Source organism: Curtobacterium sp. YR515 (genome assembly GCF_900113095.1).
In the GTDB taxonomy this organism is placed as follows: Bacteria; Actinomycetota; Actinomycetes; order Actinomycetales; family Microbacteriaceae; genus Curtobacterium.
Genome location: NZ_FOOD01000007.1, coordinates 74,118 through 87,959 on the forward strand (window position 1 = coordinate 74,118; position 13,842 = coordinate 87,959).

The 13,842-nt window shown below is 71.4% G+C and carries 15 protein-coding genes; 7 read left to right on the top strand and 8 right to left on the bottom strand.

Annotation, left to right across the window (positions count from 1 at the left end):
* Positions 1–27 precede the first annotated feature (27 nt).
* On the top strand, positions 28–1,566 hold the full coding sequence (locus tag BM028_RS17640; protein WP_092388432.1) for an APC family permease: 1,539 nt from the start codon (positions 28–30) through the stop codon (positions 1,564–1,566).
* A complete protein-coding gene (locus BM028_RS17645; protein ID WP_092388435.1) occupies positions 1,563–2,393 on the top strand; it encodes a nitrilase-related carbon-nitrogen hydrolase in 831 nt (276 codons plus the stop codon). Before BM028_RS17640 ends, BM028_RS17645 begins: the two co-directional genes overlap by 4 nt.
* 9 nt (positions 2,394–2,402) lie before the next feature.
* Here the strand turns inward: BM028_RS17645 and BM028_RS17650 are convergent, their stop codons facing one another.
* Both BM028_RS17650 and BM028_RS17655 read right to left on the bottom strand, forming a co-directional pair.
* A complete protein-coding gene (locus BM028_RS17650) occupies positions 2,403–3,296 on the bottom strand; it encodes a LysR family transcriptional regulator (protein WP_070417990.1) in 894 nt (297 codons plus the stop codon).
* 38 nt (positions 3,297–3,334) lie between these two features.
* Positions 3,335–4,081 (bottom strand): SDR family NAD(P)-dependent oxidoreductase, encoded by a 747-nt coding sequence (locus BM028_RS17655; protein WP_092388438.1) that lies wholly within the window; start codon positions 4,079–4,081, stop codon positions 3,335–3,337.
* 92 nt (positions 4,082–4,173) lie between these two features.
* On the opposite strand from BM028_RS17655, the gene BM028_RS17660 reads away from it, so the two are divergent.
* Positions 4,174–4,803, top strand: a complete 630-nt coding sequence (locus BM028_RS17660) for a TetR/AcrR family transcriptional regulator (RefSeq protein WP_092388441.1) — start codon at positions 4,174–4,176, stop codon at positions 4,801–4,803.
* Positions 4,804–4,815: 12 nt separating this feature from the next.
* Here the strand turns inward: BM028_RS17660 and BM028_RS17665 are convergent, their stop codons facing one another.
* Positions 4,816–5,382, bottom strand: a complete 567-nt coding sequence (locus tag BM028_RS17665; RefSeq protein WP_071295700.1) for a TetR/AcrR family transcriptional regulator — start codon at positions 5,380–5,382, stop codon at positions 4,816–4,818.
* 72 nt (positions 5,383–5,454) lie between these two features.
* On the opposite strand from BM028_RS17665, the gene BM028_RS17670 reads away from it, so the two are divergent.
* Both BM028_RS17670 and BM028_RS17675 read left to right on the top strand, forming a co-directional pair.
* Positions 5,455–6,441 (top strand): amidohydrolase family protein, encoded by a 987-nt coding sequence (locus tag BM028_RS17670; protein WP_092388444.1) that lies wholly within the window; start codon positions 5,455–5,457, stop codon positions 6,439–6,441.
* A 26-nt stretch (positions 6,442–6,467) separates the two neighbouring features.
* Positions 6,468–6,998 carry a GNAT family N-acetyltransferase gene (locus BM028_RS17675; RefSeq protein WP_092388447.1) on the top strand — a complete coding sequence of 177 codons (531 nt, stop codon included), beginning with the start codon at positions 6,468–6,470 and terminating at the stop codon, positions 6,996–6,998.
* A gap of 63 nt (positions 6,999–7,061) precedes the next feature.
* On the opposite strand, the gene BM028_RS17680 is transcribed toward BM028_RS17675, so the two are convergent.
* Genes BM028_RS17680 through BM028_RS17690 form a run of 3 tightly spaced genes read right to left on the bottom strand, consistent with a single transcriptional unit; the run spans position 7,062 to position 10,268 of the window.
* The gene (locus tag BM028_RS17680; RefSeq protein ID WP_092388450.1) at positions 7,062–8,135 is read right to left on the bottom strand and encodes a threonine aldolase family protein; all 1,074 of its coding nucleotides are present in this window, start codon (positions 8,133–8,135) and stop codon (positions 7,062–7,064) included.
* A gap of 4 nt (positions 8,136–8,139) precedes the next feature.
* Complete coding sequence (locus tag BM028_RS17685) at positions 8,140–8,823, bottom strand: SDR family oxidoreductase (protein WP_254803986.1); 684 nt, start codon at positions 8,821–8,823, stop codon at positions 8,140–8,142.
* Positions 8,820–10,268: a DUF6421 family protein gene (locus tag BM028_RS17690; protein WP_092388453.1), complete on the bottom strand. Its 1,449-nt coding sequence runs from the start codon at positions 10,266–10,268 to the stop codon at positions 8,820–8,822. The genes BM028_RS17685 and BM028_RS17690 overlap by 4 nt, the downstream gene beginning before the upstream one ends.
* 218 nt (positions 10,269–10,486) lie before the next feature.
* On the opposite strand from BM028_RS17690, the gene BM028_RS17695 reads away from it, so the two are divergent.
* Complete coding sequence (locus BM028_RS17695) at positions 10,487–10,990, top strand: GNAT family N-acetyltransferase (protein WP_092388456.1); 504 nt, start codon at positions 10,487–10,489, stop codon at positions 10,988–10,990.
* A gap of 108 nt (positions 10,991–11,098) precedes the next feature.
* Here BM028_RS17695 and BM028_RS17700 read toward each other — a convergent pair whose 3' ends face one another.
* A complete protein-coding gene (locus BM028_RS17700) occupies positions 11,099–11,515 on the bottom strand; it encodes a hypothetical protein (protein ID WP_092388458.1) in 417 nt (138 codons plus the stop codon).
* Positions 11,516–11,558: 43 nt separating this feature from the next.
* Positions 11,559–11,792 (bottom strand): PLDc N-terminal domain-containing protein, encoded by a 234-nt coding sequence (locus tag BM028_RS17705; RefSeq protein WP_217647274.1) that lies wholly within the window; start codon positions 11,790–11,792, stop codon positions 11,559–11,561.
* A 263-nt stretch (positions 11,793–12,055) separates the two neighbouring features.
* On the opposite strand from BM028_RS17705, the gene BM028_RS17710 reads away from it, so the two are divergent.
* Positions 12,056–13,822 (top strand): hypothetical protein, encoded by a 1,767-nt coding sequence (locus tag BM028_RS17710; protein WP_092388464.1) that lies wholly within the window; start codon positions 12,056–12,058, stop codon positions 13,820–13,822.
* Positions 13,823–13,842: the final 20 nt, after the last annotated feature.

Genomic DNA, 13,842 nt, shown 5'->3' on the forward strand with positions numbered 1-13,842 from the left:
CGAACACCGACCGCATCGGAGCCAGCGATGACCACCGAGCACCACTCCAGCCCAGTCCCCTCGAGCCCCGGCGCCGCCGGCCCCGGCCTGAAACGGGAGCTCAAGGTCGCCGACGCCGCGGCGTTCTCCGTCGGCCTCATCGGACCCGTCGGGGTCATGGCGCTCCTCGGGGCGGGTGCCGCGGGCATCCTCGGCCGCGGCGCCACCTGGGCCTTCGTGTTCGCGCTCGTCGCGGTGTCCCTCGTCGCGTACGGGTTCGTGAAGCTGTCGCGGCACATCGCACACACGGGCTCCGTCTACGCCACGGTGGGCCTCACGCTCGGCGCGCGAGCAGGGTTCGTCGCCGGCTGGGCGCTGTTCTTCGGCTACGTGACGATCGGCGCCGGGTCCGGCATCGAGATCAGCCTGTTCGTCACGCAGCTGCTGAACGACGTCGGGCTGGACGTCGCGCCGGACTGGATCTGGGTGACGATCGTGGCGCTCGGCGTCGTCGTGCTGCTCGGACGCCGCCCGGTCCACGTCATCACGCGGTCGTTGCTCTACGCCGAGCTGATCGGTGCCGTGCTCGTCACCGTCCTCAACGTCGTCGTGCTCGTCCGGCTCGGGGTCGGCGCGGCGCCCGCCGGTCGGCACCTCAGCTGGGACTTCCTCGCCCTGCCGAGCGGCACCGACGTCGGTCTGATCGCGGGCGCCGCGGTGTTCGGGTTCCTCGCGTTCGCCGGCTTCGAGGGCGCGGCGACCCTGGGCGAGGAGACGAGCAACCCGAAGCGGGACATCCCGAAGGCCCTGAAGATCGCGATCGTCGTCGTCGGAGCGTTCTACCTGCTGTCGATCGTCGCGCAGTCGCTCGGCTACGGCACCTCGGCAGCCGGGGTGAAGCAGTTCGCCGGCTCGGCGGCCCCCTACGGCGACCTGGCCCGCACGTACGTCGGCAGCTGGCTCGCGGACCTGCTCACCCTCGCCGCCGTGGTCAGCCTGTTCGCCATCTTCCTCGGCACCCTGTCCGGAGCGTCGCGGGTCCTCTTCGCCCTGTCCCGCGACACCGGCATCGCCCGGCCGGTCGCGAAGCTGTCGCCGCAGGGATCGCCGGTCAACGCCCTGAGCGTCGTCGCGGTCGTCGTCCTGCTCGTCGTGGTCGGGGAACGGCTCTCGGGCGCAGCGGTGCTCGACGCGACGTACTGGGCGCTCACCGTCGGGACCATCGCACTGCTCGTCGCCTACGTCCTCGCCACCGTCGGGGCCGTCCGGTTCCTCTTCTTCTCGCGCCGGACCGACACCCCGAGGTGGCAGATCGTCGTGCCGGTCCTGGCGCTCGCCCTGGTGCTCTACACGATCTACAAGAACGCCGTCGGGCTCGAGGCGCCGTACAGCTGGTTCCCGTACATCGTCGCGGCGTGGCTCCTCGTCGGGCTCGCGATCACGTTCCGGACGGGGCTGGTCGAACGGGTTCGGGTCGCCCTGGCAGCGTCGACCGGGGACGGCCGGGAGGCACCTCCCGCAGTCGACGACGGCACCGCACCGCCGCAGCGACCCGCGTCCCGTGACGACGAGGACGTGGTCGCGTGACCCGCGTCGCCGCGGTGCAGCTCGCGCCCGTCGTCGGTGACCTCGCGGCGAACGCCGCGACGGTCGGGGCGGCGCTCGCCGCCGTCCCGGACGACGTGGACGTCGTGGTCCTGCCGGAACTCGCGACGAGCGGCTACGTGTTCCGCGATGCCGCGGAGGCCCGCTCTGCAGCCGTCCCCGCGTCGGACGCGACCGTGACGGACTGGGCGACCACTGCCTCCCGGCTCTCCGGCGGCGCCGGTGGCGTCGTCGTGGGCGGCTTCGCCGAACTCGGCGACGACGGTGTCGTGTACAACTCCGCCGCGGTCGTCGACCCGTCCGGGGTGATCGGCGTCTACCGGAAGGTCCACCTGTGGGACGGCGAGAAGGAGTGCTTCACGCCGGGGTCCCGGCCACCGCTCGTCGTGGACACCCGGCACGGGCGCATCGGCGTGGCCATCTGCTTCGACATGGAGTTCCCGGAGTGGACCAGGCTCGCGGCGCTCGACGGTGCGGACGTGCTCGCGGTGCCGACGAACTGGCCGTACGTCGAGCGCCCCGCGGGGGAGCGTGCCCCCGAGGTGCAGATCGCCATGGCCGCCGCGCGGGTGAACCGGATGGCGATCGTGTGCGCCGACCGGTGCGGCACCGAGCGCGGGGTCGACTGGAACGAGGGGACCTCGATCGTCGATGCCGACGGATGGGTGCGCGCCGCGACCGGACCGGGCCCCGGCACGGTGGTCGTCGACCTCGACCTCGTCGCCACCCGGGACAAGACCCTCACACCGCGCGCGGACCTGTTCGGTGACCGACGGCCGGACCTCTACGGACCGCTCACCGGCCGGTGACGACGCCGGTCACCCCTCGGTGAGGAGCTCGCGGGCCAGCCGAGCGAGCTCCGCGGTGGCCGCCGACAGGATCGACCCGTCCCGTTCGACGAGCGCGACGGTGTCGTGGACCGGCTCGGCGAACGGCGTCCAGTGCAGCCCGAGGCCCGCGGCGGACACCTCGGCGACCGCCCGGGCGATGAACGTGTCGCCCACTCCCGACGCGACGAGGGCGAGCGCGGTCTCGACCTGCTCGACCTCGACGTGCGGCTCGAGGGACACCCCGGCGAGTCGGGCACGTTCGGCGAACTGCCGTCTGGTGGGGTCGCGCCAGCCGTAGTGCGCGTCGTACAGGACGAGGCGACGAGCGGCCATGGCCTCGATCGTCATCGGCTGCTCGGCGACCGACGGGTCCCGGCTGACGAAGACGACCTCGTCACGGCGGAGCGGCGTCACCCGGAGCCCGTCGGTGTCGATCGGCAGGACGACGAGCCCTGCTTCGAGACCGCCCGAGGCCACCTCGTTCGCGACCTCGACCGAGTTCAGCCCGATGACCCGGAGCCGCACGGCCGGGTGCGCGGCGTGGAACCGGGTGAGGAGCTCGTCGAGCGCGTAGTACTTCGCGTTGCGGAGCAGTCCGAACGACGCCGTCCCGCCGACCAGTGACGTCACCGCGCGGAGGGCCCGGTCCGCCGAGTCGGCCTCGGCGATGATCCGCTCCGCCATCGGCAGCAGCACCGCGCCGGCGTCCGTCAGGGTCAGGCGCCGCCGGCCTCGGACGAACAGTGCGGTGTCGTACGCGCCTTCGAGCCGGCGGACGAACTCGGAGACCGACGACTGCGAGCGGAGCAGGGCCGCCGCGGCCGCCGTGAACGAGCCGAGGTGGGCGACGGCGACGAAGACGCGCAGCTGCACCAGGGTCACGGCGGAAGCCTACTGGTGTCGTCGGCGGGCGGCGGTGGTCAGACGATCGTGCTGCCGCCGTCGACGAGGAGTTCGCTGCCCGTCATGCCGGCGCTCTGGTCGGACGCGAGGAAGAGGACGGTGGCGGCGACCTCCTCAGGGCGCAGGAGCCGTCCGAAGGGGAGTCCGCTGGCGACCTGGTCCAGCCACGCGTCCGAGTCGCCGGGGGCGAGTCCCACGAACCCCGGTGTCTCGGTCGGACCGGGGACGACGGTGTTGATCCGGACGCCGCGGGGAGCGAGTTCCCTGGCCCACGTACGGGTCAGCGCCGCGACCGCTGCCTTCGAGGCCCCGTACAGCCCGAGCATCGGTTCGGTGCCCGCGGCCGACGTCGATCCCGTGACGACGATCGTCGATCCGTCGTGCAGGAACGGCAGCGCACCCTGCACGGTGAGGAGCGTTCCCCGGACGTTCGTGCCGAAGGTCGTCTCGAAGTCGTCGGCGGTCACGGACTCGAGGGCCCCGAACTCGCCGACTCCGGCGTTCGCGTGCACGACGTCGAGTCCGGTCCCCCGCTCGGCGACCGCGCGGAAGACCGCCGCGATGCCGTCCGGACGCGTGGCGTCGGCGCGGACCGTGGTGACGGCGTCGCCGAGTTCCGCCTGGATCGCGTCGAGTGCTTCCTGGCGCCTGCCCGTGACGACGACGTGGGCGCCCTCGGCGACGAAACGGCGCACGACCGCGAGTCCGATCCCCGACGTCCCGCCCGAGACGAGTGCTGTCTTGTCCTGCAGTGTTCCGGTCATTGCATGCTCCGATGTGAGTTGTTGACTGATTGATCCAGAACGGTACGTCATAATGGACGGATCAGTCAACAACGAGACCCGGAGGTGGCCCGGTGCCACGACCACGCAAGTTCGACGAGGCGGACGTGATCGAGCGGGCGCGGCGCACGTTCGCCGAGACCGGGTTCGAGGGCACGTCGCTCGACGACCTGCTCGAGGCCACGGGGCTCGGGCGGCAGAGCCTCTACAACGCGTTCGGCGGCAAGAAGGAACTCTTCATGCGGGCCTTCCTCAGCGACACCGACGGTGCTGTCGACGCAGTGAAGACCGTGCTGCAGGGCGCCGAGCACCCCATCGCCCGCATCCGCACGCAACTCGTCTCGGCGGCGGTCGAACACGGCGCCGCGCAGGCAGCACCGTCGCTGCTCGTGCGCGCGTCGGTGGAGCTCGCCGCTCGCGATCCGGAGGTCGCCGCGACCGTCACGAAGGCCTTCGACGCGATCCGTGCCGACTACGCGACCTGCATCGTCGACGCCCAGGTGGCCGGTGAGATCGAGGCGGATGCGGACGCCGAGGCGCTCGCCACCTACTTCTGTGCGGTCATCGAGGGGATGGGTGCCATCGGGCGGGTGGGAGTGTCGCGTGCGGAGCTCCTGCGCGTCGGTCTCACCAGTCTCGCCGTGGTCCCGATCACGCCGCTCGGTGAACAGCACCTCAGTGCGGAGGGCGGCGCCTGGAGCTGACTGCTCGGTTGCTCAGTCGTCCTCGGTGCCGCCGAGCAGTGCCGCGAGCCAGGGTTCGACGACGTCCGCGACCTGATCGGGCGTGCGGGAGCCGGCCGCTCCAGGGTCGAGGCCCGGCAGCCCGATGAAGTGCCGGGCGATCGTCAGCCCGAGGATGCTCGACACGACGACGGTCGCCCGGAGTTCGGCGTCCTCGGTACCGCTGGCGTGCGCGAGTGCCTCGACCCGTTCCTGCAGGTAGCTGCGCATGAGCTGCGCTGCTTGCTCGGACGTGAACATCGAGCGGATCAGCGCGCGGGTGGCCGGGGGGAGTTCGAGAAGCCGGGCGTCGAGAACCGTCCGCAGGTGGTCGTCGACGTCGTCCGCGCTCACGGAGGCGACGGGCTGGACGGCGAGCGTGAACAGGTTGTCCTTCGACCCGTAGTGCTGCAGCACGAGCGAGGGGTCGACTCCGGCGCGCTGCGCGATGCCGCGGATCGTCGCACGGGTGCCGTGCACACCGAACTCGGTCTGCGCGGCCTCGAGGATCCGGGCAGCGGTGGCGGCTCGGCGGTCCTTGCGGGAGAGTGACTCGGGCACGAGTTCACTCTACAGACGGTGAGCGGAGGTGCTACGGTTCACTCAACAGTTGATGAGCGAAAGGGTGACGTCGTGGCGGGTCTGCTGATCGGGATCGAGGAGCACTGGGTGCACGAGGGGATCGACCGTGCGCAGCGCGCGCTGCCGGCTGACCGGCGCGACGACAGCCTCGTCCTCAACGACCACGGCGATGCCGCGCGGCGCCTCGGTGACATCGGGAGCGAGCGCCTCGCCGCGATGGACGCACAGGGCGTCGACATGCAGGTCCTGTCCCTCGCCCCGCCGGGCACGCAGGGGCTCGACGCCGCCGAGGCGGTCGCGCTGAGCCGCGACGCGAACGACGAGGTCGCTGCCGCGGTCGCCGCACACCCGGATCGCTTCCGGGCCTTCGCGACCCTGCCGCTCGCCGACCCGCACGCCGCCGCCGTCGAACTGGAGCGCGCCGCGGCACTCGGCCTCGTCGGCGTCATGCTGCACGGCCGGACCGGGGACGTCCTGATCGACGACCCGCGCTTCGAGGAGCTCTGGACCGTCGCGGAGCAGCTCCGGCAGCCGGTGTTCATCCACCCGCAGATCCCCCCGCGGGCCGTCCGGGACGCCTCCTACACCGGGCTCGGCGGCCTGCCCGACCTCGCGCTGGCGACCTTCTCGTGGGGTTGGCACCTCGAAGCGGGAACGGCCGCGCTCCGGCTGATGGCGCGCGGCGTGCTGGATCGCCACCCGTCGCTGCAGCTCGTGATCGGGCACTGGGGCGAGCTCCTGCTGTTCTGGCACGACCGCGCCGACGGACTCGCACGTGCGGCCGGTCTCGAACGGTCGATCACGGAGTACCTGCGCGAGAACGTCTGGATCACGGCCTCCGGCATGCTCGACCCGGCGATGCTGCGGCACGCCCTGAGCATCACGACGCCGGACCGGCTCCTGTTCTCGACCGACCACCCGTTCCAGCAGCCCACCCGTGAGGAGATCGCCGCCTTCCTCACGGCACTGCCCGATCAGCAGGCCCGCGATGCCTTCGCGTCGGGGAACGCCCGCCGGCTGTTCGGTCTCGCGGGCTGAGCACCCGCCGCCGGTACGCTGCGGACATGCCGGGGGACTTCACGATCCGAACCACGACCGAGCGCGACTGGGAGCAGGTGCGCGCCCTCCGCATCGAGAACGCCACGGACGACCCGATCTCCTACGGCGCGACGCTCGAGTACACGCTCGCGATGAGCGAGGACGACTGGCGGCTCCGCGCGAGGCGTGGCGAGGGGACCGAGACGATGAGCGTGGTGGCGGTCGACCCGACGGGCCGCTGGATCGGGATGATGAGCGGCCAGGTCGGTGACGCGTACGGCAACGATCCCGTGCTCACCGGCGTGTACGTCACGCCGTCGTCACGCGGCCGGGCGAACGGCGTCGCGGATGCGCTGCTCGACCACGTGGTCGGGTGGGCAGCGGGGCACGGGGAGCGGCTCCGTCTCGAGGTGTACGAGCAGGCGGTGCCGGCCGGTCGCTTCTACGAACGTCGCGGGTTCCGGGCGAGCGGTCGCTCCCGCGACTTCCGACTGCTGGGGCAGGGGCGGGACGCCCCGTCGCTGCGCCTGGCCGAGTTGGTGCGGACCGTCACGTGACCGGCTGACGGACGGGAGGCGCGGTGCGGCCCCGCCCCGCGCCTCCCGTCCGCTGTGCGGTCGTCAGACGGCGGCGAGCTCCCGCGTCAGCGCCGCCACGAACGCGTCGATGTCCTGCTCCGAGGTGTCGAACGAGCACATCCACCGCACCTCGTTCCGGCTGGCGTCCCAGTCGTAGAACCGGAAGTGCTCGCGCAGCCGATCGGCCACGCCGGCCGGCAGCGTCGCGAAGACCCCGTTCGCCTGGGTCTCCTGGCTGAACCCGACGCCGCGGATGCTGCCGTCGGCGATCCCCGCCTCGAGGGCGCCGCGGAGTCGCTGCGCCATGGCGTTGGCGTGCCCGGCCGACCGGAGGTAGAGGTCGTCGCTGAGCAGGGCGATGAGCTGTGCCGAGACGAAGCGCATCTTCGACGAGAGCTGCATGTTGAGCTTGCGGAGGTAGTGCAGGCCCTCCGATGCATCGGGGTTCAGGACGACGATCGCCTCGCCGTAGAGCATCCCGTTCTTCGTCCCGCCGAAGCTCAGCACGTCGACGCCGGCGTCGGTGGTGAAGTCGCGCAGGGGGACACCGAGGCTCGCGGCCGCGTTCGAGATGCGGGCGCCGTCCATGTGCAGCGTCATGCCGAGCGGGTGGATGTGGTCGGCGATCGCGCGGACCTCGTCCACCGAGTAGGCGGTGCCGAGCTCGGTGGTCTGGGTGATCGAGACGACGAGCGGCTGGGCGCGGTGCTCGTCGCCCCAGCCCCAGGCCTCCTTGTCGATGAGCTCGGGGGTGAGCTTGCCGTCCGGCGTCTCGACGGGCAGGAGCTTGATCCCGCCGACGCGCTCGGGGGCGCCGGCCTCGTCGGTGTGGATGTGCGCGGTCGAGGTGCACACGACGGCGCCCCAGCGGGGGAGCATCGACTGCAGTCCGACGACGTTCGCGCCGGTGCCGTTGAACACCGGGAACGCCTGCGCCTGCGACCCGAAGTGCTCCCCGACGACCTCGTTGAGCCGTGCGGTGTACACGTCTTCGCCGTAGGCGATCTGGTGGCCGTCGTTGGCCGCGGTGATCGCCGCGAGGATCTCGGGGTGGATGCCGGCGTAGTTGTCCGAGGCGAAGCCCCGCAGGTCCAGGTCGTGGAGTCGAAGGGTCACGCGTTCATCCTAGGTTCGGGGCGTCGCCCGCCGAGAGCGGGATGCGGGTGCCGTTCACAGCTGCGGGGTCGGCCGACCACAGCCGCACGACCTCGTCGCCGAGTCGCGCCTCGAGGCCGGCGAGTGCACGCACGACGAACACGACCGCGGCGACGGTGTCGGGCGCGTCCGTGCCGAACCCCTGGGCGACGGCGCGGACCCAGGCGTCCGAGGCGGCCTTCGCGGCGGCGTAGTTCGCGGCGCCGGCGGTGGGCGAGTCGACGGTGGTGGAGGAGACGAAGGCCAGTCGTCCGGCGGGCGAGGCGACGAGGTCGGCGAAGAACTCCCGCGTCGTGTTCCGGAGCGTCCGGAAGGCCCGGTCGAAGAAGTCCCAGTCGTCGTCCGACTGGCCGGCGATGCTGCCACCGCCACGCCAGCCACCGACCAGGTGGACGAGCCCGTCGATCGGCCCGAGGTCCGCGTGGATCCGTGACGCCAGCGTGGCGACGTCCGCGCGCGACGAGAGGTCGCACGTGTGGGTGGTGACGCCCGGGACGGCGGTGCTGAGCGCCTCCAGGCCTGCCGCCCTCGTGCCGACCGCGACCACCGTCGCACCGGCGGTGACCAGCGACCGCGCGACGGCCTCGCCGCTGGTGCTGGTCGCGCCCGCGACCAGCACCACGCGACCGGTGAGCGACCCATCGCTCACGCGGCGACCGACGTCGTCCCGGTGATCCCGGCGGTCGACGCGATGACCGGCGCCATCTTCTTGTTGAGCGCCTCGTAGAACATCGACAGCGGGAACTCGTCGTCCATGACCGCGTCGGTGTAGCCCTTCGGCGGTCCGGCGAGCGTCTCGGTGGGGAGTCCGCGCGCCCAGGCCGAGGCCGGGTGCGGCGTGAGCGTCCGGGTGAGCATCTCGTACGCGGCGAGCCAGTGCGCCGCCTTCGGCCGGTCGATCGAGCGCCGGTACAGCTCGTTGATCTCGTCGCTGAGGGCGATGATGACGTCCGGGACGGCCTCCCAGTCGATGGTGAGCTGCGTGTCCGTCCAGTGCAGGACGTCGTGCTGGTGCATCCACGCGAAGAGCAGCTGGCCGCCGAGGCCGTCGTAGTTGCGGACACGGCTGCCGGTGATCGCGAAGCGGAAGATGCGGTCGAACACGACGGCGTACTGCACGAGGCGCGCGTGGTCACGGATGGCGCGCTGCGCGTCCTGGAGGCTCGCATCCGGCAGCGCCGAGAGGGTGCGTTCCAGACGCACGGACTCGCGGAACGCGGTGAGGTCGCAGCGCAGCTCCTCGAGCGAGTAGAGGAAGAACGGCATCCGCTGCTTGATCATGAACGGGTCGAACGGCAGGTCCCCGCGCATGTGCGACCGGTCGTGGATGATGTCCCACATCACGAAGACCTGCTCGGTGAGCTCCTGGTCGTCGAGCATCGCGCGTGCGTCGTCAGGAAGGTCCAGCTTGGTGATCTCGGCGGCTGCCCGGACGACCCGGCGGTAGCGGGCGGCCTCGCGGTCCTGGAAGATCGCGCCCCACGTGAACGTCGGCAGCTCGCGCATCGCGACGGTCTCGGGGAAGAGCACGGCCGAGTTCGTGTCGTACCCGGGCGTGAAGTCGACGAACCGAAGCGCGACGAAGAGCGCGTTGCCGTAGTCCCCGGCCTCGAGCTCGGCGATGAACTCGGGCCAGATGACCTCGACCAGGACGGCTTCGACGAACCGCGAGGAGCTGCCGTTCTGCGTCACCATCGGGAACACGACGAGGTGGCCGAGCCCGTCGACGCGGTGCTGCTGCGGCTGGAACGCGCTCAGGGAGTCGAGGAAGTCGGGGACGCCGAACCCCTCGTCGCGCCACCGGGCGAAGTCGTGCTGCACGGCCTCGAGGAAGGCCGCGTCGTGCGGGAAGTGCGGTGCCAGCTCGGCGATGGCCGGGACGATCGTCGCGACGTGCTCGGTCGCGGCAGCGTGGTCGGCAGGCTCGGGCACGGAGCCGTCCTGCACCTGGAGGGTCTGCAGCGCGGTGACGGCGTCCTGCAGCCGGAGCCAGGCCGGGTGGGCGGCGACCTCGCGCACGGACAGGCGGTCCTCGACGACCTCGGGTTCTCCGACGATGGCGTCCTTCGAGAACTCCTGGACGAACTGCGACATGTCGTACCTCCCGTCGTTGGGCTGGCTGCGGGTGCGCTGGTGCATCGAGCCTAGGGAAGATCGGGGGGCGCAAAGTTGCCCATCTGCGGTGGAAACGTGCGCGTCCGGCGGCCCCGCGCTCCGAACTGATCGCACCGCGCAAGGTTCCTCCGTTGCAGGGCTGGACTGGGCTCGACACCGCTTCACCGGTACGGTCGCAGTGAGCTTCAGGGAGGACCGTGGACGAACGGATCAGCGACGGGTCGAGCGTCGACGTCGAGGTCGTCCGCCCCGGTGACCCGTTGGCCGACGGGATCGTGCGGACGTACCTCGCCGAGGTCGCGTCGCGCTGGTACGGACGCCCGGCGACCGCGGAGGAGGTCGACCGGGCGCTGCGCGACGAGCCGTACGACGACCTGCACGGCGCGTCCGGGGTGTTCCTCGTCGCCGTCGAGCGGGGACGACCGATCGCGTGCGCCGGAGCGCGGTTCGGTGTCGGTCTCGGTGTCGCCGAACTCACGAAGGTCTTCACCCTGCCCGAGGCGCGTGGACGGGGCACGGCGGCCCGGCTCGTGCGCGAGCTCGAGGCGGCGTGCCGTCGCCGCGGGATCGGCGTGCTCCGGCTGGACACCCGTGCCGAACTCGCCGAGGCCTGTGCGCTCTACGAGCGGCTCGGGTTCGAGCGCGTGCCCGCCTTCACCGACGACCCCTACTCGGACCGGTGGTACGCGAAGCGGCTCTGAACCGCAGCGACCGTCGGTCGGGAGGCGCGGGTCGGCGCCGCACCGCGCCTCCTGGCCGAGCCGTGGTCGCGTCCACGGCTGCCGGGCCGACGACCGGACCCGGCTGGGTCAGTGCCGCCGCCCCGCGCGGCGCATCGGGACGTGGCCCCACCAGCCGAGGCCGTCGGCGTCCACGTCGAGGTGGTCGAGCCACCGGCCGAGCGGCTCGCCGATGTTGAAATCGGCGACTTCCCAGCCGAACTCCTCGGGTGTGGCTTCGTCGCCGGTCGTGTAGGCGTCCAGCCAGTCGATCGTCGTCGAGCGCTCGCGGACGATGCCGACGCGCGGGCCGCCCCACGGAGCGTCGTAGACCACGCGGAAGCCGTCCTCGGTCGCCCAGGCATCGTGGACGACCACGGACTCCGCTTCGGTCGGGCCGCCGTCGCGGAGCTTCCGCAGGCAGGCGAGGAGCGCCCGCGGTCCCCACTCGTCCGACCCCGCCGCTTCGAGTTCGGCGATCAGTTCGGCATGTCGCTCGCTCAGCACCCGGACACACCGCCGGGTCCCGTCGTCTCGGCCACGCTGCGCGTCAGGCGCTCGGACCGCTCGTCCGGTTCAACCGGTCGGACGCACGCCCGAGGAGCCAGTTCACGGCCCACCCGACCACGCCGATGACCGGCACCGCGACGATCACGACGGTCCAGACGATCTTCACGAGGTCGCTCCGACGTCGGTCCCGCCACACCTGCACCAGCGCCAGTACGTCCAGCGCCAGCACGACCAGCAGGACCAGCACGTGTGCGCCGCCCAGGTTCTCGAGCACGTCGTTCTCCCCTCGTCCGCCGCGGCGCAGGGATGCGCTGCGCGGCGGTCCAACGATAGGAGGGCGCGGCGGGCGGTTCGTCAGTCCAGCGGTTGACATCGCTGCTCGCCGGGCGGGCCGAGCACGAACGCGCACGCTGGGCTGTCCGGGGCACGTCCTGGTCCTCCGATCGTCGGACTGCTCCCGGGCACGGTCGGGTCTACCGTCTGTTGCGTGCGGCAACGACGCCGCACGATGACGAATCGAGCATCATGCAACGACGGATGAAGCACCTCGTCGCGATCGCGCTGAGCGCCGGTGTCGTGGGGGCACTGCTGCCCGCGGTCGCCGCCCAGGCGGTCACGACGAGCGACACCCCGGACTTCGGGAGCAACGTCAAGATCTACAGCCCCTCGACGCCGACCTCGACGATCCAGGCCGACGTCGACGCCGCGTTCACCGCACAGCTCCGGAGCACGACCGCGCAGTTCGGGACGCAGCGCTCCGCCTTCCTGTTCAAGCCCGGGAGCTACGGCCGCGTGTGGGCCAACCTCGGCTTCTACACGACGGTCGCCGGCCTGGGGAAGAACCCCGACGACGTGACCATCAACGGCGCCGTGAACGTCGACTCCGGGTGGAACGCCGGTGACGAGAAGAACGCGACGCAGAACTTCTGGCGGTCGGTCGAGAACGTGGCGATCGTCCCCGAGGGCGGGACCGACCGCTGGGCGGTGTCCCAGGCCGCCCCGATGCGGCGGGTCCACATCAAGGGGAACCTCACGATGGGACCCTCGAACCAGGACGGCGGCCAGGGGTACTCCTCCGGCGGGTACATCGCCGACACGAAGGTCGACGGGACGGTGACCTCCGGCTCGCAGCAGCAGTGGTACACCCGCAACTCGTCGATCGGGTCCTGGCAGGGCGGCAACTGGAACATGACGTTCTCGGGCGTGCAGGGCGCTCCCGCGAACGACTTCTCGAAGAGCTACACGACCCTGTCCACCACGCCGACGACCCGCGAGAAGCCGTACCTGTACGTCGACTCGTCGGACAGGTACCACGTGTTCGTCCCCTCGCTCCGGCAGAACTCGTCGGGCGTGACCTGGCCGAACACCGCCGGCACGGACATCCCGATGCGCAACTTCTACGTCGCCCACCCGGGTGACTCGGCGGCGACGATCAACAGTGCGCTGTCGCAGGGCCTCAACCTGTTCTTCACACCGGGCACCTACCAGCTGAACGCTCCCATCGCGGTCACCCGTCCCGACACGGTCGTCACCGGGATCGGCTTCCCGACGCTCGTGCCGACGCAGGGCAACGCGGTGCTCACCTCGACCGACGTCGCCGGCGTGAACGTGTCGAACCTCGTCGTCGACGCCGGTTCGCAGAACAGCGCCCAGCTGGTCCGACTCGGCACGAGCGGCTCGCACGTCGACCACGCCGCCGACCCGCAGAGCATCCAGGACGTCTTCTTCCGCGTGGGTTCGAGCATCCAGGGCAAGGCGACGACGACCCTCCAGGTCAACGCCGACGACGCCCTGGTCGACCACATCTGGGCCTGGCGCGCCGACCACGGCGGAGCCGCCACCGGGTGGACGGTCAACACCGGCGCGACCGGCGTCGAGGTGAACGGCAACGACGTCCTCGCGACCGGTCTGTTCGTCGAGCACTACCAGAAGTACGAAGTGCAGTGGAACGGCAACAACGGACGGACGATCTTCTTCCAGAACGAGATGCCGTACGACGTGCCGGACAACGCGTCGTGGCAGAGCCCGACCGGTGCCGGCTACGCCGCCTACAAGGTCGCCGCGAACGTCACGAGCCACGAGATATGGGGCGGCGGTGTCTACTGCTTCTTCAACACGAACCCCGCGGTGCACGCCGACCGGGCGTTCGAGGTCCCGCAGACCGCCGGCGTCCGTGCGCACGGGCTCGTCACGGTGTCCCTCGGTGACACGGGCACGATCTCGAGTGTGATCAACGGGGTCGGGGGAGCGGTGCCGACGCCGGCGGGGAACACCGCCCCCAACCGGCTGGCGTCCTACAACTGATCCCGAGCGGGTCCCCGGCC